The following is a 22212-nucleotide window of genomic DNA, read 5'->3' on the forward strand; positions in this document are numbered from 1 at the left end:
GCCTTTTTTTGTTTTATATCACTGGTATTAATGCCAGCTGCGCTTACACTGTTGAGAAGTATTCAACATGTTGTTGGGAGTGGCTGGTTGTCGGCACTTAAAATTAAACCTTCGGAATTAAAACTGGGCTACGCCATTAAGTTACCTGGCGGCTGGATGAAACACCCTTTCCTATCCGGTAATATGATTATCGAAAATATGCAGCAATTGCAGATCATTCGCTCATTGGATCTGGAATACGTGTTTATGTATCCGGATAAAAGCAAAAAAATCGATATGCCGCCCGAACTCAATGAGGACGACAGCGCCAGTTTTAATATGGCGGCCAGTGAAGCGCAAATGAAAATGCAACACGATAAAATGCAACGTATTGAGCAGGCTAAAGCACACCGTCGTGATTTGCAAAAAACCGAAAAAGCCTTTTCCCAGTCTTTACTGCAAGTTAAAAGCTTGATGAGCAAAATACAAAGCCGTCCGTTGAATGCCATCGAAGATGCCAGTAGCCTGATGAGTGCTATGGTAGATATTTTACTCGGCGCAGACTCCTTAGTTCTGCATTTAATTGCCAGCGCCAACAAAGAACAAGAAGGCCTGTATTATCATTCGTTAAACGTATCGACGTTATCAATGATGCTGGCTAAGAATCTCAAGCTAAGCGCCGAGCAAATCAAGCTGGTGGGCATGGGGGCACTGTTTCATGATATTGGTAAAATAAAAATCCCCAGCCAAATTTTACGCAAAACCACAGCACTGACCCAGCCGGAGCAAAATCTGTTGAAGCTGCACACCAAATACGGCGTAGACTTGGTTGGCCTAACCGACAGTTTCCCGCTGGAAGCTTGGCCAATAATTGAGCAACACCATGAATATATCGATGGTAGCGGCTACCCCAAAGGCTTAAAAGAGAGCAGTATTAACCCCTTGGCAAAAATTATTGCCGTGGTAAACGAGTTTGATAATTTGTGTCACCCGACAGATGTCAGTAAATCACGCTCTCCGCATCATGCCCTGTCTTATATGTACCGCAGCATGAAAGGTAAACTCCCCGAGCGCGAAATGAAGGTCATGATAAAAATGATGGGAGTATATCCACCGGGTACGGTGGTCATTTTATCGGATCAACGGTTAGGTATCGTGATGTCGGTAAACAGCGACAGTCTGCTGTGCCCGAATGTAATGGTGTACGACGCGGATGTACCCAGACTCGAAGCGCCAATTCTGACTTTAGAACCGGACAAACTTAGCATTAGCAAAGTGATAAAAATACAAGCATTACCGCAACACATTGCAGAGTACCTGAACCCCAGAGCCCAGGTTAGCTACCATATTCAGGGCAAGCCCTGATGTTGCGTGAAAAATGCCGGCGTAAACACCGGCATTGTTAATTACTTAAGATGCCGGTCAAAAAACTGCGTAATACTTTTATGCAGATGCGTTTGCACCGGCTGGCCAAACATTGAGTGCTTACTGCCCGGATAGTTGATCATATCAAACAGCAGCCCTTTATCTTGCAGTTGTTTATACAGCTTAGTGCTATGGGTAAACAACACATTGTCATCAGCCATGCCATGGTAAATAAGCAAGTCACCTTTTAAACCATCTGCATAGGGAAACACTGCACTGTCGGTATAACCTTTGGCATTTTGTGCTGGGTGGCCTAAATAACGCTCGGTGTAATGGGTGTCGTACAGTGCCCAATCGGTTACAGGCGCACCAGACACCCCGGCGGCAAAATAATCACCAGCGTTAAACATCGCCATTATCGCCATGTAACCGCCGTAGCTGTGACCGTAAATAGCCACTTTGCTCGCATCTACATAGGGCAAGCTACGCAGATATTCTACGCCTCGTATTTGATCATGCAGCTCTACTTCACCCAGCTTTAAATAAATTGGATCTTCAAAAGCCTTACCACGATTGTAAGAGCCGCGGTTGTCCAGTTGAAACACCAAATACCCCTGTTGAACCAAGTAGTGCAGGTACAAGTCACGCGGGCTCCAGCTGTTGGTAACACGCTGCGCATGTGGGCCGCCGTATACACTAACGATTACCGGATACTTTTTACCCTGCAGCAGATTTTTCGGTTCAAACAAGCGATAATGCATCATTTGGCCATCTTCGGCTTTTATGGTGCCAAAACGTGGTGCATTAAGCTCGCTATGATATGGCGTTAGCGCATGGCTGTTGTTCAACTCGTTCTGCTCTAACCAGGTCAGCACCTTGCCATCCAGACCACGTAGCGCCACTTTAACCGGCGTAGTGACATTAGAAAAACTGTCGATAAAGCTACTACCCTCTTTAGCCATCACTAACGCATGGTCGAAACCGGCTTCCGTTAAACGGGTGATACTGCCGTCTTTTAAACTTACCTGATACAGATGTCGTTCCAGCGGCGTATCTTTGCGACCGGTAAAATACACCATGCCTTGTTTTTCGTTCACCGCATCCAGTTCATCTACAACCCATTGGCCAGATGTGAGTTGGCGCAACAGCTTGCCATTAAAATCAAAGTGGTACAGATGTTTATAGCCGTCGCGCTCTGAGGCCCAGATAAAGCCTTGTTCGTTGGCGAGGAAATGTAAATCGTCATGCAGGTTTAACCAGGTGTTGCTACTTTCGCTTAACAACACGGTTTGCTTGTTGCTGTTTAAATCGACAAGGCGTAATTCTAACTGTTGTTGATTGCGGCTTTGCCATTGGTAACTTAAATAACGTGCACTTTTAGTCCATTCAACACGTGGTAAATAAATGTCGTCGTTGTCACCGTGTGGTAACCAGCTTATGCTGCCATCTTTAAGCGCAACTACGCCCAGCTGAATTTTGGCATTGGCGGTGCCAGTATAAGGGTAGCGCTGATTAAACAGCTTTATCTCCTCAGCATAAATTTCGTTACGTACTACCTCGGCCACAGCGCTTTCATCAGTGCGGGTAAAGGCTATTTTGCTGTCATCTGGTGCCCACCAGTAACCTGTCATACGGCCCATTTCTTCCTGAGCAACAAACTCAGCCATGCCGTTTTTAATCTCGCCGCCACCGTCAAAGGTAAGTTGGGTTTCTGTGCCGTTAGCTATTTCCAGTACAAACAAATTTTGCTGGCGAATAAAGGCAACATAACGCCCGGTGGGCGAAATAGTCGCATCGGTTTCAAATTCACTGGTGTTAGTCAGCTTTTTTGCACTCTTGCTGTTTAATTGGTAGTAATACAAATCGCCGTTTAATGGGAATAGCAGCGCATCACTGTTTTTTGACCAGCTGTAGCTGATAATGCCAGAGGCAAATAATCGCATGCGCTCGCGCCGGGCCTTTTCTTCATCCGATAAAGTTTCTGCACCGCTGATTAAACTGTCAGCATCTACCAGCAGGCTGTGTTTGCCATCTTTAATATGGTATTGCCATAAATCCAGCCGGTTAGCGTCCTCTGCTTTGCCTTTAAGATACGTTACCCTGCTGCCATCCGGCGCCATACTCAATGATCGCGGTGTGGCACCGCTTAATGCCGGATCGGCAAACAGACGCTCTAACTGCAGTTGTTTTGCATCAACCATATTGCTGCCTCCGAATAGTAAACACAGTGCCAGTACAAAACGTGGTAATTTAACTTGCATTATTGTCCCTGCGACTTTGATTTAATTAAGTTTGCCGTTTGTATAATGCTTCGGGCTAAACTGCAAGAAAAAGCCGCTTGCGTTATGCTTAGCTGCGATAAACAGAGGATTGAACCGATGAAATTAACCGAAGTGACCCATCCGTTGGTCAAGCACAAAATTGGCTTACTGCGCGCAGCAGATATCAGTACCAAGCAATTTCGCCAACTGGCCGCGGAATTAGGTAGCCTGCTCACCTACGAAGCTACCAAAGATTTGCCGACAGAAAATGTCACCATAGACAGCTGGAGTGGCCCGGTTAGCATAGAACAAATTCAGGGTAAAAAGGTCACCATAGTACCAATATTGCGTGCCGGTTTAGGCATGCTGGACGGTGTACTTGAGCTACTGCCCAGCGCCCGTATCAGTGTGGTAGGCATATACCGCGACGAGCAAACACTGCAGCCGGTGCCCTACTTTCAAAAACTGGCGTCAGATCTGGAACAGCGGCTGGCTATTGTCGTCGATCCGATGCTCGCTACCGGCGGCTCGCTGATTGCCACGGTCGATTTACTTAAGCAGCACGGCGCCAGGCACATTAAAGCGCTGGTACTAGTGGCGGCGCCCGAAGGCATTGCAGCGCTGCAACAAGCACACCCCGATGTCGAGCTTTATACCGCAGCGGTTGATCGCTGTTTGAATGAACACGGTTATATATTGCCGGGACTTGGCGATGCCGGCGATAAACTGTTTGGTACAAAATAGACAGCAGCGCTTGTCTGAGAACACAAAGCATGGCACTTTGTCGGCGTTTTATATTGTTGCGTTTGCCGTTGTAGGAGAATAAGTTGCAGTTAATTCCGTGGTCTTATCACACGCCGCTCGGTTTTAGTTTACGCGGTTACCGCACAGAGCCAAGCGGCAAGCCAGTGCTGCATATGCTGCACGGTAATGGCTTTTGTAGCCGTATGTATCAGCCAATGCTGCAACTACTGGCAGACGATTTTGATATGTTTTTATCTGACGCCCAGGGTCACGGCGACAGCGACAATGGCGGCCCCTTTGTCGGTTGGAACAAAAGCGCCGAACTGGCAGTTGCAGCGTGGCAAGCACATAAGCATCTTTACCCTGCTGTAGCGGTTTATGGTGTCGGCCACAGTTTTGGCGGTGTGTTAACGGCGTTAATACACACCACAGCTCCAAGCCCGTTTAACGCTGCTATTTTACTAGATCCCGTGTTATTTACTCCCACTATGCTAACGGTAATGACTACCTTAAATGGTGTACGGCTATATCATAGAAACCCACTGGCAAAAGCGGCTTTACGCCGCCGCCAACATTGGCCAGACCATGACACTGCTAAAGCCTATCTGACGAATCGCGGTATGTTTGCTAACTGGCACCCCGATGCCCTGGCGTCATACATTGAGCATGCGCTTAAGCCGAGCGAACATGGCCTGAGTTTAAAGTGCTTACCAGAGCGTGAAGCCGACATTTTTGCCTCCTACCCCGACAAGCTCTGGCGGCAACTGGCAAGGCCGTGTCCGCCAGTGCATGTCATTTTTGGCACTAACAGCTATGACTTTATCGGCAAAGCGTTACTAAATTGGCAAAAACGTAACCCGGCCATTAGTACCGAACGTGTCAGCGGTGGCCATTGTTTTATGCAGGAGCAGCCGCAACTTGCTGCCCAGCGCTTGTTACATGCGGTTAATGCACTAAATTTGTCGCTAAAATAGCTGTTAATACCAAAGGCTAAATCCGCTATAATAGCGAAAATTCCAACCCGGAAGCCCAAATGAAAAAGCGCCTACTTGTTACTGCACTATTGTTATCGTCCTGCAGCCAGCTGCCCGCAGATCGCCAGGCTGCAGTGACCGAGACATTAATCATTCCGGCTCAGCCTGCCGCAGTGCCGCAAGAAGATGGCGATATTATTGAAAATAATGATACTGCTGCATCTGTAGCGACTGATTTTGAACACATTTTTGTCGATACTGATATGACATTCAGTGGCACACTGCCTTGTGCTGATTGCCCGGGTGTTAGCTATCATATAAACCTGTTCCGTGACGGCCGCTTTGAAACCAGACAAGAGTATTTACAACGCAATCAAGTGAACCTGATTAAAGGCATTTGGTTACTGGAAAACCGTAGCCTGCACCTTGTGAACCAACAACATACCTTGCCCGCCTTTCATTTTCTGAATAACTCTACCTTGGCAATGCTGGATTTAGCCGGCAAACCTATTGCCAGCAACAAAAATTATCAGCTGAGTCGTGAAGCTGAAGTAAGAAAGCTGGATACGCGCCAGGCCATGTTGGGGTTATATACCTTGCGCGACAATCAGGCCAGTTTTAAAGCCTGTCAAAGCGGTGAGGTACTTGATGTCGCTAATACCCAACATCATTTGCCCGTTATGCGGCAATATCAGCAAGACGACCGCTTAAATAGTAGCCCGGTAATTGCTACACTGGTTGGACGTAGAGGCCCGGATGATAAAAATAACCTGTTATTTATTGATAAATTTGAACAGTTTTGGCCAGGTGCGAGCTGTCCGGACCAATTACAACCAGGCAAAATGCAAGGCATTGTATGGCGGGCAGAAAAACTAGCGACCCAGTACGTGCCACAACAGTTAAATGTGCGGGTTATTTTTGAAGCCAATGATCGGTTGTATGGTTTTGCCGGTTGTAATAACTTTAATGGCGGCTACAAACAACGCTCTAATCAGTTAACTGTGCAACCACTGGTAAGCACACGTAAGTTTTGTGCCGACAGCAGCGAGTTAGAGCAACAATTTACCCAGTCATTGCAAGCGGCAGATCGTATAGAAGTTAATGGCGATACTTTACAATTATTTAAAAATAACCAGCTAATTTTGCAATTTAAACCTGCCGTGAACTAAGCGCGGCGGTTACGTTTTTTTCAACAGTCAATTAAGGTAAAAAAAAGCCACCGCAAGGTGGCTTTTTCATAGCAAAGTAAATTACGCTGCTAAGGCTTGTTTCGCTTTGCCAACTAAAGCAGTGAAAGCTGCTTTGTCGTACACGGCGATGTCAGCTAAAATCTTACGGTCGATTTCTACTGAGGCTTTTTTCAGGCCATCAATGAAACGGCTATAAGATAAACCATTCATACGTGACGCAGCGTTAATACGCGCGATCCACAGTTGACGGAACTGACGCTTACGTTGACGACGGTCACGGTAAGCATATTGGCCGGCTTTAATAACGGCTTGGAAAGCAACACGATAAACACGACTGCGGGCACCGTAGTAACCTTTGGCCTGGTTTAATACCTTCTTATGGCGCGCGCGCGCCGTTACACCACGTTTAACTCTTGGCATGTCAGACTCCTAATTAATTATGCGTACGGCATGCAGCGGACTAAGCCGGCGATGTCTACTTTAGCGACTAAGGTTTTTGGACCTAACTGACGCTTACGCTTAGAGGTCTTCTTCGTCAAAATGTGGCGAAGGTGTGATTGCTTACGTTTAAAGCTACCAGAAGCGGTTTTTTTGAAACGCTTCGCAGCACCTTTATTGGTTTTCATCTTTGGCATAGTTAAAAACTCGCATTGTTAAGTTACAACGAATAATAAGGCGTCAACCCCACCCTTTTCAGTGTGGGGTTACACTTGAAAGCACTTATTACTTCTTATTTGGGGCCAGCATCATGATCATCTGACGACCTTCCACCCGTGAAGGGAAAGATTCGCAGATTGCAATGTCAGATAAATCGTCTTTAATCCGATTTAACATCTCAATGCCGATCTCTGTGTGCGCCATTTCACGACCGCGATAGCGCAGCGTTACTTTAGCTTTGTCACCCTCTTCAATGAAGCGACGCAGGTTGCGTAGTTTTACCTGGTAATCGCCTTCATCAGTTCCAGGCCGGAATTTTATTTCCTTAATCTGGATCTGCTTTTGCTTCTTCTTCTGCTCTTTAAGAGCTTTACTCTTTTCGAACAGGAACTTACCGTAGTCCATCAACTTACATACTGGCGGTTCGGCTGTCGGGCTAATTTCTACTAAATCGGCGCCGCCTTCTTCTGCCAAACGAATGGCTTCAGCAATACTTACTACACCCAGTTGCTCACCTTCAACACCAATTAACCGTACCTCTGGCAGGTTAATTTCTTCATTGATCCTGTTAGGACGGTTTGCAGGTAATGTCTTCTTTCCTACTTTAATAGTATGTTCCTCCGAAAATTATTCTTATCGCTTAACTTGGATTACACCCGGGTTTTAATTTCTGTGGTTAGCTTTTCTACAAAAGCTGCTACAGACATCTTACCCAAGTCTTCACCCTTGCGCGTTCTCAGTGCAATATCACCGGCTTCCATTTCTTTATCACCAACGACAACAAGGTAAGGAATGCGCTTAAGCGTGTGCTCGCGGATTTTAAAGCCTATCTTCTCATTTCTCAAGTCACTTATGACTCTAATACCGTGAGATTTGAAAGTTTTTACTAAATTCTGCACATATTCGGCCTGATTATCGGTAATATTCATTACAACCACCTGAGTTGGTGCCAACCAGGCTGGAAATAATCCGGCATATTCTTCAATTAAAATACCGATAAAACGCTCAATTGAACCTAAAATAGCCCGGTGGATCATAACCGGCGTTTGCTTTTCACCGCTTTCAGCGACAAAAGTAGCACCTAACCGCCCCGGTAAGGCAAAGTCTAACTGCACGGTACCGCACTGCCAGGCACGACCTAAACAATCATGCAGGGTGAATTCAATTTTCGGGCCGTAAAAGGCGCCTTCACCTGGCTGTAAATCATAGGCGATATCGTTGGCTTTTAATGCTTCGGTTAAGCCCTGCTCTGCGCGGTCCCACATCTCATCGGTACCGATACGCTGCGCTGGTCGCGTTGACAGTTTAACCGCGACGTTTTTAAAACCAAAGGTGCTGTAGGTATCAAATACCATCTGGATACATTTGGTCACTTCAGCCTGCACCTGATCTTCGGTACAGAAAATATGTGCATCGTCCTGAGTAAAGCCGCGTACGCGCATTAAACCGTGCAAACCGCCTGATGGCTCGTTACGGTGGCAGCAACCAAACTCAGCCATACGTAGCGGTAAATCGCGGTATGATTTTAAACCCTGGTTAAATATCTGCACATGGCCCGGGCAGTTCATTGGCTTAATGGCATATTCGCGGTGCTCAGACTGGGTAGTAAACATGTTGTCGGCGTACTTTTCCCAGTGGCCGGATTTTTCCCACAGTACGCGGTCCATCATTAACGGACCTTTTACTTCATCGTAGTCGTACTCGCCCAGCTTTTCACGCACAAAGCTTTCCAGCTCTCGGAAGATGGTCCAGCCATCATTGTGCCAGAACACCATACCTGGGGCTTCTTCCTGCCAGTGAAATAAGCCCAGCGCCTTACCAATTTTACGGTGATCGCGCTTTTCCGCTTCTTCTAACTGCAGCAAATAAGCCGCTAACTGCTTTTTATCAGCCCAGGCAGTGCCGTATACACGCTGCAACATTTTGTTTTTTGAGTCGCCGCGCCAATAGGCGCCGGCCACTTTCATAATTTTAAAGTGCTGGCAAAAACGCATATTCGGCACATGCGGGCCACGGCACATATCAACGTATTCTTCGTGATGGTACAAACCCGGCTGGTCATCTTTGCTAACGTTTTGCTCAAGAATTTCCAGCTTGTAGCTCTCGCCACGAGCTTTAAAGGTATCAACAGCTTCTTGCCAGCTCACCTTTTTCTTAATTACGTCGTATTCGGTTTTCGCCAGCTCCAGCATGCGCTGCTCAAGCTTAGCTAAATCGTCGCTGCTAATCGGCTGATCTAAATCAACGTCATAGTAAAAGCCGTTATCAATTACCGGACCTATGGCCATTTTCACATTGGGCCACAGCTGTTTAATGGCATGGCCTAATAAGTGCGCGCAGGAGTGGCGGATAATGTCCAGGCCGTCCTGATCTTTGCTGGTAATAATGCTTAAGGTTGAGTCTGTCGTGATAGGGTCACAGGCATCAACTAACTGGCCATTCACCTTACCGGCGATGGTGGCTTTGGCTAAGCCCGGGCCGATGTCTTTGGCAACATCCATAACTGAAACAGCATGATCAAAAGCGCGCTGGCTGCCATCTGGCAGAGTAATAACTGGCATGATAAATCCTTATACAGTGGTGGCCCATACCAAGGGTCACATGTTTATATTCAAAGGGGTTGGAATCTTACTCTGACACCGTCAGTTAATGACTTACACGAAAAGTCATAAGAGGGTGCCAGCAGTAAGCTGAATAATTCGGCGGCTATAGTAACAGGTGTTATCCGTCGCTAAAAGCCATAATTGCAGGCTGAAAACGACTAACTACCACCAAACAGGCGGAATTTTTCCTGGACCTGAAACTGCTGCTGATTGTAAAAGCTAAAGTAGTTTTCGTCGACATCATCCGGCAACATTTTCATCGAGTAGGCCTGTTCTATACGTCGCACCAGTTCCACAGCTCTGGCTGCATCGCCCTCGCCACGGATGATGGCCGCACGGATTGGCTCAGCCAGATTTAGGCCAGTCACAAACTCTGCCGGTAAAACACCAAACATGACATCGACGCCAGAAATCAGTGCCGTTAAGAAATATTGGTTTTGCTGTGTTTCATCTAATTGCCAACTCTCGGCCAACTGCTGCGTAGTGTAGGCACGGGTTAAAATTAAGCTGGCCGCAGCCGGCGAACAGTTATTCAGCACCGCGAACATTAGCAGCCACTTCTTAACGACATCTAATCCCAGTCGGACGATAAGTTCTTTTACCGAGCTAACCTCACGGGTTTTGCGGTACAGCGGGCTATTGGCAATACGCAACATACCAATAACCAATGTCGGTTCGTCATTTAACTGTGCAGAAAGCTTTGCAATATCCGGCTCTGCCTGAAACAAGCTGTCTATCAGATGTGCCAGCTTCAGCGTCGCCACCGGGACTTTTTTGCCGATCACTAACTCGGGCCGCGCCAAAAAATAGCCTTGAAACAGGTCAAAGCCCATCATTTTATACTGTTGGTACTGCTCGGTGGTTTCAACCCGCTCCGCCAGCCAGGTCAGGTCAAATTTCGCCAGCCGCTTTCTTTGCTTAAACACCGCGGCGACAGAGCTGTTTAAAATGTCTACTTTGATAATATCTGCCAGTGCTATTAACGGCTCCCAGGCTGGCGTAAATTCAAAATCATCTAGTGCAAAACGAAAGCCACGACGTTTTAACTCAGCAACACTAGCAACCAATTCCTCTGTTGGCGTAATCCGCTCAACTAACTCAATCACCACCTTGTCCGGCTCTAGTGGTAGAAAACTGCCTGAAAGCAGAAAATCAGCACAGACATTAATAAATACCGGCGCATTGTACTGAGCAATTTGTGCCGACACACCACTGCACAAATTGTAGACAATTTCCGTTGTTGCCAGGTTATCCCCCAGCTCAAGTGCGGTAACACCGCAATCACTGCGGTACAGTAGCTCTACTGCCACGCGATTATCATTTTGATCAAAAATAGGCTGAGCAGCGAAAAGGCTTTGCACATCCTGTAATGTCCCGGTGGTACTTGAGTCCGGTTGCACCATGTACTTCTCCAGCATCAGGATAATATACAACGACAAGTGTTAACATTACCGTTAAGCCACAGCCCAGGCAATATCAATTTCTTCTTAAGTATAGGCGCAATCAAACTATCTTCCACTGCACAATGAGCGCCACTGGCATAAGGCCCGGCGTAAATCAGTCTGCCAGCAGAAAATATTAATACCGCAGGAGTTGCTGGTAGTACAAAGCCTGCATCATTTAACTTTTCTATATTAATAAAATACTGGCTGTTTGTCGGCAGGACTAAATCCTCAGTCAACTGTGTTATATGTGCTTTGGCCCACCTGTTGCACACGCAGTGCTTCTCAAACACATGCACTAGTTGAAAGCCACTCTGTGGCTGCACACCTAACGCTTCGATCTCTAGCGTTGAACTACCCCAATCAAGATTGGGAGCAAAGGTACCGACTTGACGATTACCTAAATAAAACAGCAATATTGATGATAGTACTATCCAGCAAAAAAAAATAACCACAGCCAGTGGCAGCCTGACAGCTTTGTTACTCAAACAACAAACCTGTCTGACTCAATCGCCAACACCTGGGTGATCTGCTCTACCCGCTCAGCACTTTGCCTCACCCTTTGACCTTGCTCATTTTGTGCTGAGGTCATACTGCTTATTTGCTGAGCACCCTGCGCGACCTCGGCACTGGCTGTGCTTTGCTGCCTTAATGCGTCAGACATGATATCCGCGGACTTAGCTACCTGCTTGGCATGATGCAGAATTTGTTCCAGCCTCTGCCCGCTTTGTTCTGAATGCAGCCGGGTGTCATCTAACTGCTCGACGCTGCGCTGCACAACGCTAACAGACTCATTGCTATTGGTGACCAGCTGTTCAATCATGGCTTTAATTTCGTCGGTTGAGCCTCGGGTTCTTGATGCCAGAGTTCGCACCTCATCTGCTACCACTGCAAAGCCTCTACCTTGCTCTCCGGCACGAGCTGCTTCAATAGCGGCATTGAGTGCCAGTAAATTGGTTTGTTCAGCAATAGATTCAATAACATCTAATACTTTGCGGATATCCGCCGTAGCCCTAGCCACATCATTAACTTTATCACCGGTTTTACCAAGCTGACTCGACAATGCTGAAACCGATTTAATTGTTAACGCTACCGAATACTGCCCTTCAGTAGCCGCTTGTTCGGCCAATTTAGCCGCTTCCAGCACCTGCACAGACAAATGCGTTACTTCGCGTATACTTAGTGACATCTGCTCTGTCGCAGCGGCAATTCTATCTACCTCGGCCAGTTTTTTAACCATACTTTCTGACAAGTGATTGCCATCTTGCAGCAACTGCTCAGCATCTTGTTTTAGTTTCTCGCTGGCACTATCGATAGTTCGTATAGTGTTTTGCAGAGTATGCAGCACAGAATTAAAGCTATTAATCACCCGAGATTTAATATCATCACAGCGATGGGTTAACACAATTTTGTTATCTTTACTCAACAACGCTTCGGTGGCATCAAACAATGCCTGCCCCACTTGCGCTTCACGCAAACTCTGCCTGGAAATAATCACCAACACCACAGACTCAACCACCACAAACAAAGCATGTAACAGAATAATACCTAACGACAGGCTTTCAACTGGTACCAAATACACACCGACATCTTGCATTTGCAAATACATGAACAATAAATGATGAATGGCGATGGTAAGCGCCGCAGTAATAATCACCAGATAGTCACGAAAGGCAACAAGTACTGCCAGTAAAACAAAGATAGCAAAGTGCATTTCCAGCATGCCGCCAGTTGCATGAATGAGTAGTGCTGAGAAAAACATAAAGCTCACACCATAGCTGATGCGACTAAGACCATGATCACCGAGCATATTATAAAATAGTGGCGGGATCAGAACGGTTGGCAAGCCGACAGCAAAAGCAGCCAACCAGCTATTATGTATCCAGGCTAAACCAAGCGATACAATGAAAAGCAATATATTAATCGCCAGCATAATCTGGTAGGCGGAACGCCTAAATGGAGCTGTGGGTGCTGTCATAGAAACTACCTTGAAGGGAATATGGATAAGCCTTAACATCGGCTTTGCTCATTATACGTATTGGAAGCGTGCTCCCGATCAGTGAATTTTTTGCGTTATCAGCCATACTTCAATCTTAGTGTTAAAGGAGGCAACACATGTGGCAGGCAATTGCAGAACATATCAACAGTGAACTCGATATTGATTTTTATCTGGAGCAGAAACAACAGCTAAGCGGCGGTAGTATTAACCTTGCCTGGCACATTAGCGGCGCCGGTCAGCATTTTTTCGTTAAAATTAACCAGCGAGAGCAAGCTGAACAGTTTGATACGGAAGTGCTGAGTTTACAGGCATTGCAGCAAGCCCAAAGTATTACCGTGCCTAAAGTTATTTGTAATGGCCATTCACTGGATAAAGCCTTTTTAGTGCTGCAATATCTACCGTTTCAAGGTGAAACGGAGGCAGGTTGGCGCAATTTGGCCCAGCAACTGGCGTTGTTACACAAAAAACACGATCAGGCGATGTACGGCTTTGACTGGGACAATATGCTTGGTGCCACTGTGCAGCCAAACAAATGGCAGAGCAATTGGAGCAGTTTTTTTTCCGAGCAACGTATTGGCTGGTTGCTGCAACTGTTGCTGGAACAAGGCTTTGGCTTTGGCAATATTGATCAGCTAGTAGAGCAATGCCGGCAACGGCTGCAGCATTATCAACCCGCCCCCAGTTTACTGCATGGTGATTTATGGCGTGGTAATGTTGGTTTTGTTGGCGACAACCCGGCAGTATTCGACCCGGCCTGCTATTATGGCGACCGTGAAACAGACTTAGCGTATACCACCTTGTTTGGTCGTTTTCCTGAGCCTTTCTATCAGGTTTATCAAGAGCTTTATCCACTGGATAAGGCATACAGTGACCGCAAAGATCTTTATAATCTGTACCACGTCCTTAACCATGCTTACTTGTTTCGTGGTGCTTATCTGGTGCAAGCACAGGAGTTAATCAAACAGCTGTTTCATTGACCCTGGCTGGCAAACCGCCACACGAAACTGATTTTTGCGGAATAACTATGCACGATATGCAACAACAACCGGTGGTCTTCATTACCGGCAGTGCCAAACGGCTGGGCCGTGCGATGATTCAGACGCTGCACAGCCAGGGCTATCGCGTTATAATTCATTGTAATCGCTCCCGCCCTGAAGCCGATGCGCTAGCAACAACACTGAATCAACAACGCCAACACAGCGCAGCCGTGCTGCACGCCAATTTACTGGACGAAACAGACATAGCGCAATTGGCAACAAGCGCCATCGCCTGCTTTAACCGCATTGACGCACTGGTAAACAATGCTTCCAGCTTTTATCCTACCCCGCTTGACTCTGCCAGCAACGCCCAATGGCTGGACTTATTTGGCTCTAACGTTAAAGCGCCGTATTTTCTATGCCAGGCCTTAGCCCCTGAGCTGCGTAAACGCAGTGGCGTTATTATTAATATGGTTGATATTCATGCCGAAAAACCGCTGTCTGGCCACAGCTTGTATTGCATGGCTAAGGCAGCATTGTTGATGATGACTAAGGCACTGGCGCAAGAGTTGGCACCGACAATACGGGTAAACGGCATCGCGCCCGGTGCTATTTTATGGCCACCTGAGCAATCTGTTAGCCTGCAGGAACAAGATAAGGCCGCTATACTTGCGCAAATACCACTGCAGCGGTTGGGCACGCCAGACGATATTGCCAACACCTTGCTGTTTTTGTTGCAATCGCCCTATGTTAGCGGCCAAATTATTACTGTCGATGGTGGCCGCAGTATCGCTGGCACGGCCAAAGCCTGACTAAAACAGTACCCGGAGGGGTTATGAGCTTACTACATCAAACCATCCAATGTCCGTTTTGTGGCCATCCAATGCATTTAACGGTTGAGGTAACAGACGACGACCAGGAATACACAGAGGATTGCAGCAACTGCTGTAATCCTATCCATGTGCGGGTGCACAAAGACGAGCAGCATCATAGCATTCAGTTGTTTGTTGATGCCGACGATGAGCAGTATTACTAAGTTTTATCCCGCGTAAAGCGTTCAGCCATAATGCGCTCTACCGTTTGCACTATGGTTTGCGTTTGCTGGTCCAGCTCGATATTAATCATGTCGCCAACCTGTTTTTGGCCAAGCGTAGTAATGGCCAGCGTTTCTGGAATTAAATACAAGCTAAAGCCATCAGCATAGGTTTCGCCTATCGTTAGACTGCAACCTTCTACGGCAATAAAGCCTTTGCTCAAAATATAACGCATATGCTCTGGCGCTAAAGTCAGACGCATTGCACAGTTGTTGGCTGTTTTGTCCAGCGCGGTCAATGTCGCCGTAGTTTGAATATGGCCCGATACAATATGGCCGCCCAGTTCACTGCCAAAACTAAGCGAGCGTTCAAAGTTAACCGCATCGCCGGGGCTTAAATTGCCCAGGTTGGTTTTACTAAGCGTTTCTGCGATAACATCAAAACATACCCAACCGGCGCTGCTGTCAAAATCGGTTACCGTTAAACACACGCCATTAATGGCTATGCTGGCACCACGGGACAAATTTTGCAGATATTGCGCGCCGGGTTGCAGCGTTAACTGCCGAAAACCCGCTTCGTCGCGAATTGCAGTTAACTGCGCTTTGGTTTGAACTATTCCGGTAAACATAAGCCCCCAATTGTGCTACATTGCGCGCCAATACACGCTGCTGATTTCACAGACTTGCCTATGTTACCTTTTTCCCGCTTCGAAGCCAGAACCATCCTGAAACTTTCCGGCCCCATAGTGCTGGCGCAGCTAACCCAAACCCTAATGTACTTTGTCGATACAGTTATGGCCGGCCGTTACAGCGCAGTAGATATGGCAGCCATTGCTGTTGCTTCCGGCTTATGGTTTCCGGTGGTAATGACTATGCAAGGCTTATTGCTGGCATTAACGCCGATAGTGGCGCAGTACTACGGCAGTAAGCAGGTAAAACCGGTTACGCACTTTACCTTGCAAACTATGTATCTGGCCATGGCGCTGGCGGCCATGCTATTTGTACTAATGCTGTATGTGCATGTACCGATAGACTTGTTAAAAATGGATGAAACCCTGCGGCAAAAATCACTGGATTATTTGTACTACGTTAGCTTTGGTTTATTCCCTGCCGCTGGCTATATGGTGCTGCGTAGCATGTTTGAAGGTATCGGCAATACTAAAGCCAGCATGTGGATAAGCTTCGTCGGTATTTTAGTGAATATTCCGGCTAACTATGTGTTTATTTACGGCAAGCTGGGTATGCCCGCGCTGGGCGGTGCCGGTTGTGGCATTGCTACCGCGCTGGTGTTTCTGGCGATGTTTATTGCCATGCTGATCTACGGCTGGTTTAGCCGCAGTACCGCGCGCTATCGCACCCACCCCGACAGCTACCGGGTTCACTTTAAAGACATCTGGCAAATTATCTGTATCGGTACGCCGATTGCGTTTTCCATCTTTTTTGAAGTGACGTTATTTGCCTGCATTCCGCTGGCCATCGTGCATCTTGGCCCCATTATGGTGGCCGGCCATCAAATTGCGCAAAACTACAGCGGTATTGTGTTTATGCTGCCGCTAAGTTTGGGCATGGCCACCACTATCCGGGTGGGGCATTTAGTCGGACAGCAAAGCATACTGGAGCTGAAAAAAGCCGTATCTACTGCCATAGTGCTGGCGGTATTAATGTCTTTTGCCATTGCCAGTTTTACTTATCTGCTGCGTGGCAGTATCGCATCGTTGTATTCACCCGATGCCTCTGTGGTGGCGCTGGCTGGCTCTTTGCTTATTCTAGCTTGTTTTTATCAGGTGTCAGACGCTATTCAGGTGGTGTCGGCCTGTGCGCTGCGCGGTATGAAAGTGACCAAACCGGTATTCTTTATTACCTTTATTGCCTATTGGCCAATCGGTTTTGGTTTGGGTGTCGTATTAGGGTTAACTGACTGGCTGGCAGCGCCGATGGGGGCACACGGTTTCTGGATTGGCATTATCGCTGGCCTGAGTGTGGCCGCCGTGCTACTGGCTATTATCTTAAAACGCACACTGCACAGGTTTGAACAAGAGGCAGCTTAGAACATGAAGCTATGGCTACTGCCGTTACTGGCCCTTAGCCTGCTCGCCTGCTCCGGCAATAATGGCGATAAGGTATTTAAAAACTATCAACAACGCCTGGCCCGGGTGCTGGATACTGATCTGGCAGCCATTACCGTACCGCCAGCGGCCGCACTGGCTGAGCCGCGCGATATAAAGCAAGCCCTGCCAGATTTACGCCTCGACTTAACAGACACCTTCACCACCCGCCGCTGCGGCCTGGATACGCTAATTGGCGAGCGTAACTCCAGCCTGGGCCGGGTGTACAGCGCCAGCAAACAACTGAGCTACGAGCTACGCTTTCTTAGCCAATTACAACGCTGCCTTAGTTTAAGTTGGGATAACAGCGCCCTGCTCAGTGAATTACAACAGGTGTATCAGCACAAACAAGCTAGCGTGCACATTGCGTTTAATAATATGTTGCTTACCGATGACACACTGCGCAAGCAGCTATTTGGCGTACGCGACAGCCTGCCGCTAAGCGATGTAGCCGGGCAAAGCGAAACCTGGCAGGCACTGACTGAACTTAGCTTGCTACAACAATTTATCGGCGAACAAAACTGGCAGGCAGCCGCCGCCGTTGACATAGAGCAACAGCTGCAACTGTTGTATCAATACAACTTTATCGGCCGCTTGCAACACAGCCTGCGGCTAAGTAGCCATCAGCTAATGCAGCTTAATTTAATGCTTGCCAGCGTTAAACCCGAACAACTGTGTCAGCCACGGCCGGATAAACAGCAGCTGGAAATCCTCGGTAATATTTTTAATAAATACTTTATTGCCCAGGTACAGCAATACACGGTTAATCTTGAACGTTACCAGCAGCAACTTTGGCCACTGCTGGAAACCCTTTACCGTGATACGCCGCTACAACCTGCACTACAGCAACGCTTTGCTGGCAATTATCAGCAAATGCGCCGCGAGCTTAGCCAACATGTAACATGGTGGCAAAGCCTGAACCGCCACTGCCCGCTACAACTTACCCCGCAAGGCTAAGCTAGATGTACTGCAGTAAAGCGGCGAAAATTGCAGCAAACTCACGCCAGAGCTATAAAAACACTTGCCAATATAGCAGTGGCACAATAACATAGCCGCCGTTGTTCGCCGTGCTGCTAAGCTGGTAACAACCCAAAGTGTGCGTCCTTAGCTCAGCTGGTTAGAGCACTACCTTGACATGGTAGGGGTCGGTGGTTCGAGTCCACTAGGACGCACCAACAAATTCAAACAAAAACGCCACCTTACGGGTGGCGTTTTTGTTGTTACTTCACGCCGCTAAATACCCCAATTGCTGCTTTAGCTGGGCCATCAGCGGAACGAGTTGACGCTGGCGCAAAACCACCTCGCCTACCAGTATTAAGCATGGTGACTGCAGGGCCATATGTTGGGCCGCCGTGGCAGCTGCTGCCAGCGTGGTTAATAACTGACGCTGCGCTGGTCGGCTGCCGTTTTCCACCAGTAGCAGCGGCCAGTCGGCCGCCAGGCCATGCGCTATCAGCTGTTGGCTTATTTCACTCAGTGCATTTAGCCCCATATAGAACACCAGCGTTTGGCCGGGCTTGGCCAGGCTGGCCCAGTCCTGCGTTGTGTTGCAGTCTTTATCCACCGCGCTGATAAAACGCAGTTGCTGCGCAATACCACGCTCTGTCAGCGGTATGCCGGTGGCCGCGGCACAGCCGGAGGCCGCACTGATGCCCGGCACGATTTGCCAACTGATGCCGGCATTATCCAGTGCATCCAGCTCTTCAGCTAAGCGACCGAAAATCGCTGGATCGCCGCCTTTTAACCGCACGACTTTTACGCACTGCTGTGCCAGTTGCACTAATAAGGCACCGATCTCTGCCTGCGACATACTGTGGTGGCCACGGCTTTTGCCGACATCAAAACGCGGACAATCGGGCGGAATAAGTGCCAGCACCTCTTCGCTTACCAGCCGGTCATACACTACCACGCCGGCTTGCTGTATCAGCTTCAGCGCTCGCAGGGTCAGTAAATCAGCGGCACCGGGCCCGGCGCCCACCAGCGCCACTGCCCCTGATGCGCCAACAGAGTTAATTGCCGTCATGGTTAAGCTCCTTGCAATAGGTTAGTTTGACTAAGTTGACGCTTTAACAGCGCGCTAAGCTCCGGTAAACAAGAGCCGCAATTGGTACCGCACTGCAGTTGCTTGCCCAGCTTAGCCGTGCTGTCAGCGCCATTGTTAATGGCCTGGCATATCGCCTTGCTGCGCACATTAAAGCAGCTGCAGATCAGCTCGCTGTTATCCACGGCCTTGCCCTGCCCGGCGTGGCCGCTAAGCAATTGCCGGCGGCTGTCCGCGCTTAACGGGCCGTTAAACTGCTGGTTCAGCCAGCTTTGATCGGCAGCAGGTTGCGCCGGACCAGCCAATAACAGCCACTGCAGCTGGTTATTGTCGATAGCCGCCGCGCGATAGGCTGTTACGTTGTTGTGCTGGCTATCGCTACAAAACAGGCTGGAGATGAATTGCAGTTGCTGTAACAGCTGCTGCGGGCCAAGCGCGTCGGTGCAACCTAACCGGTAACTCTGACAGTTACCCAGCGGCACCCGCGCCAGATAATGTTGATTTAAAAGCGCCAGTTGCGACGCTGTTAACGGTTGTTTAGTCAGGAGCAAGGCCTGCCACTTCGGCGTAAAACGGCGCAGTGCCACCTGACTGAGCTTTAACGCCGGCTGGCCGGAGATGGGGTCTGTATCGGCGGCAAACAGCACATCCGCCCGCGCCTGGCTGGCAAACTGCGCGCTCCAGTGCATCGGTATAAATAACTCGCCGGGGCGCTGGCTGGCGCTGACATCGGCGCGCAGCAACAAACGACCGCTGGCATTACTTAGTTGCACCAGCTCACCGTTATTAATGCCATACAAAGCGGCATCCGCGGGGTGCAAGGTTACAAAAGGCTCCGGCGTATGCTGCATTAAGCTGGCGACCTCACCGGTACGGGTCATGCTATGCCATTGGTCGCGCAAGCGGCCGCTGTTTAGCCATAAGGGTGTGGCCGGCGCTGCCTGGTTAAACGCACGTTGGCACACAGCAATAAACTGCGCGCGGCCATTAGCGGTAAAGAATTTGCCATCGGCAAATAAGCGCGTCGTACCCCGTGGTTTGCTATCCGTAACCGGCCACTGCATCGGCCTAAGTTGTTGGTACTGCTCAGTGCTAAGCTCGGCCAGCGCTGAGATATTAAAGGCGCGCGCGCCGTTATTCTGATAACCAGACAGCGCGGCATGTTCAGCAAAAATCTGCCCGGCATTGGCAAAATCAAAGCCGTAGTTAAAGCCCATAGCGCGGGCAACGTCACAGATAATTTGCCAGTCGGCTTTAGCCTGCCCCGGCGGTTGGCACAATGCGCGCTGGCGCGAAATGCGCCGCTCAGAATTGGTTACCGTACCGTCTTTCTCGCTCCAGCCCAACGCCGGCAATTTAATACTGGCCAGCGCCAGTGTATCGGTATGCTGATAAATATCGCTGACAATAACCAAGGAGCATTTAGCCAGCGCCGCCTTTACCTTATCGGCCTGCGGCATACTGACCAGCGGATTGGTCGCCATGATCCACACGGCTTTAATTTCACCGCGCTCAATGGCATCAAACAGCTCTACCGCCTTATAGCCCGGCTGCTGCACCAAATTCGGTGCCTGCCAGAATTCGCCAACTAAGGCTTGCTGCGCTTTATTGCTGTAATCGATATGCGCCGCCAACTGATTGGCCAAGCCGCCTACTTCGCGCCCGCCCATCGCATTGGGCTGACCGGTCAACGAAAACGGGCCACAGCCAGCTTTGCCGATGCGGCCGGTCGCCAGATGGCAGTTAATAATGGCATTGACTTTGTCGGTGCCGTCAATGGCCTGATTTACGCCTTGCGAAAACAGCGTCAGGCTAAGCGCTTCTGCAGCAAACCAGCAGTAAAACTGCAAAACCTGATCTGAGGGCAAATCACAACCAATGGCCACCTGCTCAACAGTCGCCGCTTGCAACTGCGCACTGGCTAACGCCTCTGCAAAACCATCGGTATGTAAATTAATAAAGCGCTGATCCAGCTTGCCCTGCTGCGCCAGAAAACTCAGCAAGCCATTAAACAACAACACATCCGTGCCCGGCCGCAATTTTAAATGCAGCTGTGCCGCTTCGCAGCTGGCACTGCGCCGTGGGTCAATTACTACTAACTTAGCGTCGGGGTTGGCTTGCAGTACCGCTTGTATACGCTGAAATAATATCGGATGGTTCCACGCCATATTGGCGCCGACCAGCACAAACAACCGCGCCTGTTCAATATCGTCATAGCAGCCTGGCACCACATCAGCGCCAAAAGCCCGTTTATGTCCGGCCACGGTAGAGGCCATACACAAACGCGAGTTAGTATCGACATGGGCACTGCCGATAAAGCCTTTCATCAGTTTATTCGCCACATAGTAATCTTCGGTCAGCAACTGGCCGGACAGATACATTGCCACCGCGCCCGGGCCATGCTCAGCAATAGTTTGCTGTAAGCCCCCAGCAACGGCAGTAATAGCGGCTGGCCAGTCGCACTCCTCGCCGTTAACCTGCGGCTGCAGCAAACGGCCGTCGACAGCTAAGGTTTGTGCCAGCGCACTGCCTTTAACACAGAGCCGGCCAAAATTCGCCGGATGGCTGCTATCACCCTGCAATGTCTGCTCCGGGCCCTCAGTTGCCGCGCTGGCGCGAATGCCGCAGCCGACGCCGCAATACGGGCAAGTCGTTAAAATGTCACTCATGCGTTTGGGCCATCTCCGGTAAAAAGGCAAAAAAAAGCGCCCGCTGCGCCGACCAGAAAACCGGAGACACAGCGAGCGCCATTGCTCGTATAACTATTGCTTTGTTATTACATCTTAGTGCGTTCAATAGTTAGCAAGCACAATGCCAACCCATAACTTTATTTATTATCAAT

At 48.9% G+C, this 22212-nt stretch carries 20 protein-coding genes and 1 tRNA gene; 10 read left to right on the plus strand and 11 right to left on the minus strand.

Annotated elements, in window-relative coordinates; genetic code table 11:
- The first annotated feature begins 87 nt into the window (after positions 1 to 87).
- Complete coding sequence (locus I4W93_RS09145) at positions 88 to 1344, plus strand: cyclic di-GMP phosphodiesterase (protein ID WP_205311225.1); 1257 nt, start codon at positions 88 to 90, stop codon at positions 1342 to 1344.
- Between the two features lie 41 nt (positions 1345 to 1385).
- Here I4W93_RS09145 and I4W93_RS09150 read toward each other — a convergent pair whose 3' ends face one another.
- The gene (locus I4W93_RS09150; protein WP_205311224.1) at positions 1386 to 3605 is read right to left on the minus strand and encodes a S9 family peptidase; all 2220 of its coding nucleotides are present in this window, start codon (positions 3603 to 3605) and stop codon (positions 1386 to 1388) included.
- A gap of 117 nt (positions 3606 to 3722) precedes the next feature.
- Here I4W93_RS09150 and upp point away from each other — a divergent pair, with 117 nt between their 5' ends.
- From upp to I4W93_RS09165, 3 genes are all read left to right on the plus strand, one after another.
- Positions 3723 to 4349 (plus strand): uracil phosphoribosyltransferase, encoded by a 627-nt coding sequence (gene upp, locus I4W93_RS09155; protein ID WP_205311223.1) that lies wholly within the window; start codon positions 3723 to 3725, stop codon positions 4347 to 4349.
- Between the two features lie 83 nt (positions 4350 to 4432).
- Positions 4433 to 5323: an alpha/beta fold hydrolase gene (locus I4W93_RS09160; RefSeq protein WP_224673355.1), complete on the plus strand. Its 891-nt coding sequence runs from the start codon at positions 4433 to 4435 to the stop codon at positions 5321 to 5323.
- A 59-nt stretch (positions 5324 to 5382) separates the two neighbouring features.
- The gene (locus I4W93_RS09165; protein WP_205311222.1) at positions 5383 to 6492 is read left to right on the plus strand and encodes an META domain-containing protein; all 1110 of its coding nucleotides are present in this window, start codon (positions 5383 to 5385) and stop codon (positions 6490 to 6492) included.
- 81 nt (positions 6493 to 6573) lie between these two features.
- Here I4W93_RS09165 and rplT read toward each other — a convergent pair whose 3' ends face one another.
- The 7 genes from rplT to I4W93_RS09200 all read right to left on the minus strand — a co-directional run bounded on the left by rplT (position 6574) and on the right by I4W93_RS09200 (position 13193).
- Entirely contained in the window at positions 6574 to 6933 is a 360-nt protein-coding gene (rplT, locus tag I4W93_RS09170) for a 50S ribosomal protein L20 (RefSeq protein ID WP_205311221.1), read from the minus strand.
- Between the two features lie 17 nt (positions 6934 to 6950).
- A complete protein-coding gene (rpmI, locus tag I4W93_RS09175; protein ID WP_027672243.1) occupies positions 6951 to 7148 on the minus strand; it encodes a 50S ribosomal protein L35 in 198 nt (65 codons plus the stop codon).
- A gap of 88 nt (positions 7149 to 7236) precedes the next feature.
- Positions 7237 to 7779 carry a translation initiation factor IF-3 gene (gene infC / locus I4W93_RS09180; RefSeq protein ID WP_205311292.1) on the minus strand — a complete coding sequence of 181 codons (543 nt, stop codon included), beginning with the start codon at positions 7777 to 7779 and terminating at the stop codon, positions 7237 to 7239.
- 41 nt (positions 7780 to 7820) lie between these two features.
- Positions 7821 to 9731 (minus strand): threonine--tRNA ligase, encoded by a 1911-nt coding sequence (gene thrS / locus I4W93_RS09185; protein ID WP_205311220.1) that lies wholly within the window; start codon positions 9729 to 9731, stop codon positions 7821 to 7823.
- Between the two features lie 200 nt (positions 9732 to 9931).
- On the minus strand, positions 9932 to 11176 hold the full coding sequence (locus tag I4W93_RS09190) for an EAL and HDOD domain-containing protein (RefSeq protein WP_205311219.1): 1245 nt from the start codon (positions 11174 to 11176) through the stop codon (positions 9932 to 9934).
- Between the two features lie 14 nt (positions 11177 to 11190).
- Positions 11191 to 11670, minus strand: coding sequence for a DUF6436 domain-containing protein (locus I4W93_RS20515; RefSeq protein ID WP_205311218.1), 480 nt, complete (start codon positions 11668 to 11670; stop codon positions 11191 to 11193).
- Positions 11671 to 11699: 29 nt separating this feature from the next.
- Positions 11700 to 13193, minus strand: a complete 1494-nt coding sequence (locus I4W93_RS09200; protein ID WP_224673357.1) for a methyl-accepting chemotaxis protein — start codon at positions 13191 to 13193, stop codon at positions 11700 to 11702.
- Between the two features lie 137 nt (positions 13194 to 13330).
- Here I4W93_RS09200 and I4W93_RS09205 point away from each other — a divergent pair, with 137 nt between their 5' ends.
- From I4W93_RS09205 to I4W93_RS09215, 3 genes are read left to right on the plus strand one after another with little or no spacing between them, the layout of a single operon-like run.
- The gene (locus I4W93_RS09205) at positions 13331 to 14191 is read left to right on the plus strand and encodes a fructosamine kinase family protein (protein WP_205311217.1); all 861 of its coding nucleotides are present in this window, start codon (positions 13331 to 13333) and stop codon (positions 14189 to 14191) included.
- A gap of 47 nt (positions 14192 to 14238) precedes the next feature.
- Positions 14239 to 15003 carry a pteridine reductase gene (locus I4W93_RS09210; protein ID WP_438646776.1) on the plus strand — a complete coding sequence of 255 codons (765 nt, stop codon included), beginning with the start codon at positions 14239 to 14241 and terminating at the stop codon, positions 15001 to 15003.
- A 23-nt stretch (positions 15004 to 15026) separates the two neighbouring features.
- Positions 15027 to 15227 carry a CPXCG motif-containing cysteine-rich protein gene (locus tag I4W93_RS09215; protein WP_205311216.1) on the plus strand — a complete coding sequence of 67 codons (201 nt, stop codon included), beginning with the start codon at positions 15027 to 15029 and terminating at the stop codon, positions 15225 to 15227.
- Here the strand turns inward: I4W93_RS09215 and I4W93_RS09220 are convergent.
- Entirely contained in the window at positions 15224 to 15853 is a 630-nt protein-coding gene (locus I4W93_RS09220; protein WP_205311215.1) for a riboflavin synthase subunit alpha, read from the minus strand. The genes I4W93_RS09215 and I4W93_RS09220 overlap by 4 nt on opposite strands.
- A gap of 60 nt (positions 15854 to 15913) precedes the next feature.
- On the opposite strand from I4W93_RS09220, the gene I4W93_RS09225 reads away from it, so the two are divergent.
- From I4W93_RS09225 to I4W93_RS09235, 3 genes are all read left to right on the plus strand, one after another.
- Positions 15914 to 17272 (plus strand): MATE family efflux transporter, encoded by a 1359-nt coding sequence (locus I4W93_RS09225; RefSeq protein WP_205311214.1) that lies wholly within the window; start codon positions 15914 to 15916, stop codon positions 17270 to 17272.
- A 3-nt stretch (positions 17273 to 17275) separates the two neighbouring features.
- The gene (locus I4W93_RS09230; RefSeq protein ID WP_205311213.1) at positions 17276 to 18286 is read left to right on the plus strand and encodes a DUF3080 family protein; all 1011 of its coding nucleotides are present in this window, start codon (positions 17276 to 17278) and stop codon (positions 18284 to 18286) included.
- 141 nt (positions 18287 to 18427) lie between these two features.
- Positions 18428 to 18504 (plus strand) — tRNA-Val (locus tag I4W93_RS09235).
- Between the two features lie 50 nt (positions 18505 to 18554).
- Here the strand turns inward: I4W93_RS09235 and cobA are convergent.
- Positions 18555 to 19352: a uroporphyrinogen-III C-methyltransferase gene (cobA, locus tag I4W93_RS09240; RefSeq protein ID WP_205311212.1), complete on the minus strand. Its 798-nt coding sequence runs from the start codon at positions 19350 to 19352 to the stop codon at positions 18555 to 18557.
- Positions 19353 to 19354: 2 nt separating this feature from the next.
- Positions 19355 to 22039 carry a nitrate reductase gene (locus I4W93_RS09245; protein WP_205311211.1) on the minus strand — a complete coding sequence of 895 codons (2685 nt, stop codon included), beginning with the start codon at positions 22037 to 22039 and terminating at the stop codon, positions 19355 to 19357.
- Positions 22040 to 22212 lie beyond the last annotated feature (173 nt).

Origin of the sequence: Rheinheimera maricola, from assembly GCF_016918075.2 — a bacterium.
Classification (GTDB): domain Bacteria; phylum Pseudomonadota; class Gammaproteobacteria; order Enterobacterales; family Alteromonadaceae; genus Alishewanella; species Alishewanella maricola_A.

Coding starts and splice junctions, on each gene's coding strand:
- I4W93_RS09150 (WP_205311224.1), bottom strand. CDS start 3,605: ATGCAAGTTAAATTACCACGTTTTGTACTGGCACTGTGTTTACTATTC.
- upp (WP_205311223.1), top strand. CDS start 3,723: ATGAAATTAACCGAAGTGACCCATCCGTTGGTCAAGCACAAAATTGGC.
- I4W93_RS09165 (WP_205311222.1), top strand. CDS start 5,383: ATGAAAAAGCGCCTACTTGTTACTGCACTATTGTTATCGTCCTGCAGC.
- rplT (WP_205311221.1), bottom strand. CDS start 6,933: ATGCCAAGAGTTAAACGTGGTGTAACGGCGCGCGCGCGCCATAAGAAG.
- rpmI (WP_027672243.1), bottom strand. CDS start 7,148: ATGCCAAAGATGAAAACCAATAAAGGTGCTGCGAAGCGTTTCAAAAAA.
- thrS (WP_205311220.1), bottom strand. CDS start 9,731: ATGCCAGTTATTACTCTGCCAGATGGCAGCCAGCGCGCTTTTGATCAT.
- I4W93_RS09190 (WP_205311219.1), bottom strand. CDS start 11,176: ATGGTGCAACCGGACTCAAGTACCACCGGGACATTACAGGATGTGCAA.
- I4W93_RS09200 (WP_224673357.1), bottom strand. CDS start 13,193: ATGACAGCACCCACAGCTCCATTTAGGCGTTCCGCCTACCAGATTATG.
- I4W93_RS09205 (WP_205311217.1), top strand. CDS start 13,331: ATGTGGCAGGCAATTGCAGAACATATCAACAGTGAACTCGATATTGAT.
- I4W93_RS09210 (WP_438646776.1), top strand. CDS start 14,239: ATGCACGATATGCAACAACAACCGGTGGTCTTCATTACCGGCAGTGCC.
- I4W93_RS09215 (WP_205311216.1), top strand. CDS start 15,027: ATGAGCTTACTACATCAAACCATCCAATGTCCGTTTTGTGGCCATCCA.
- I4W93_RS09220 (WP_205311215.1), bottom strand. CDS start 15,853: ATGTTTACCGGAATAGTTCAAACCAAAGCGCAGTTAACTGCAATTCGC.
- I4W93_RS09225 (WP_205311214.1), top strand. CDS start 15,914: ATGTTACCTTTTTCCCGCTTCGAAGCCAGAACCATCCTGAAACTTTCC.
- I4W93_RS09230 (WP_205311213.1), top strand. CDS start 17,276: ATGAAGCTATGGCTACTGCCGTTACTGGCCCTTAGCCTGCTCGCCTGC.
- cobA (WP_205311212.1), bottom strand. CDS start 19,352: ATGACGGCAATTAACTCTGTTGGCGCATCAGGGGCAGTGGCGCTGGTG.
- I4W93_RS09245 (WP_205311211.1), bottom strand. CDS start 22,039: ATGAGTGACATTTTAACGACTTGCCCGTATTGCGGCGTCGGCTGCGGC.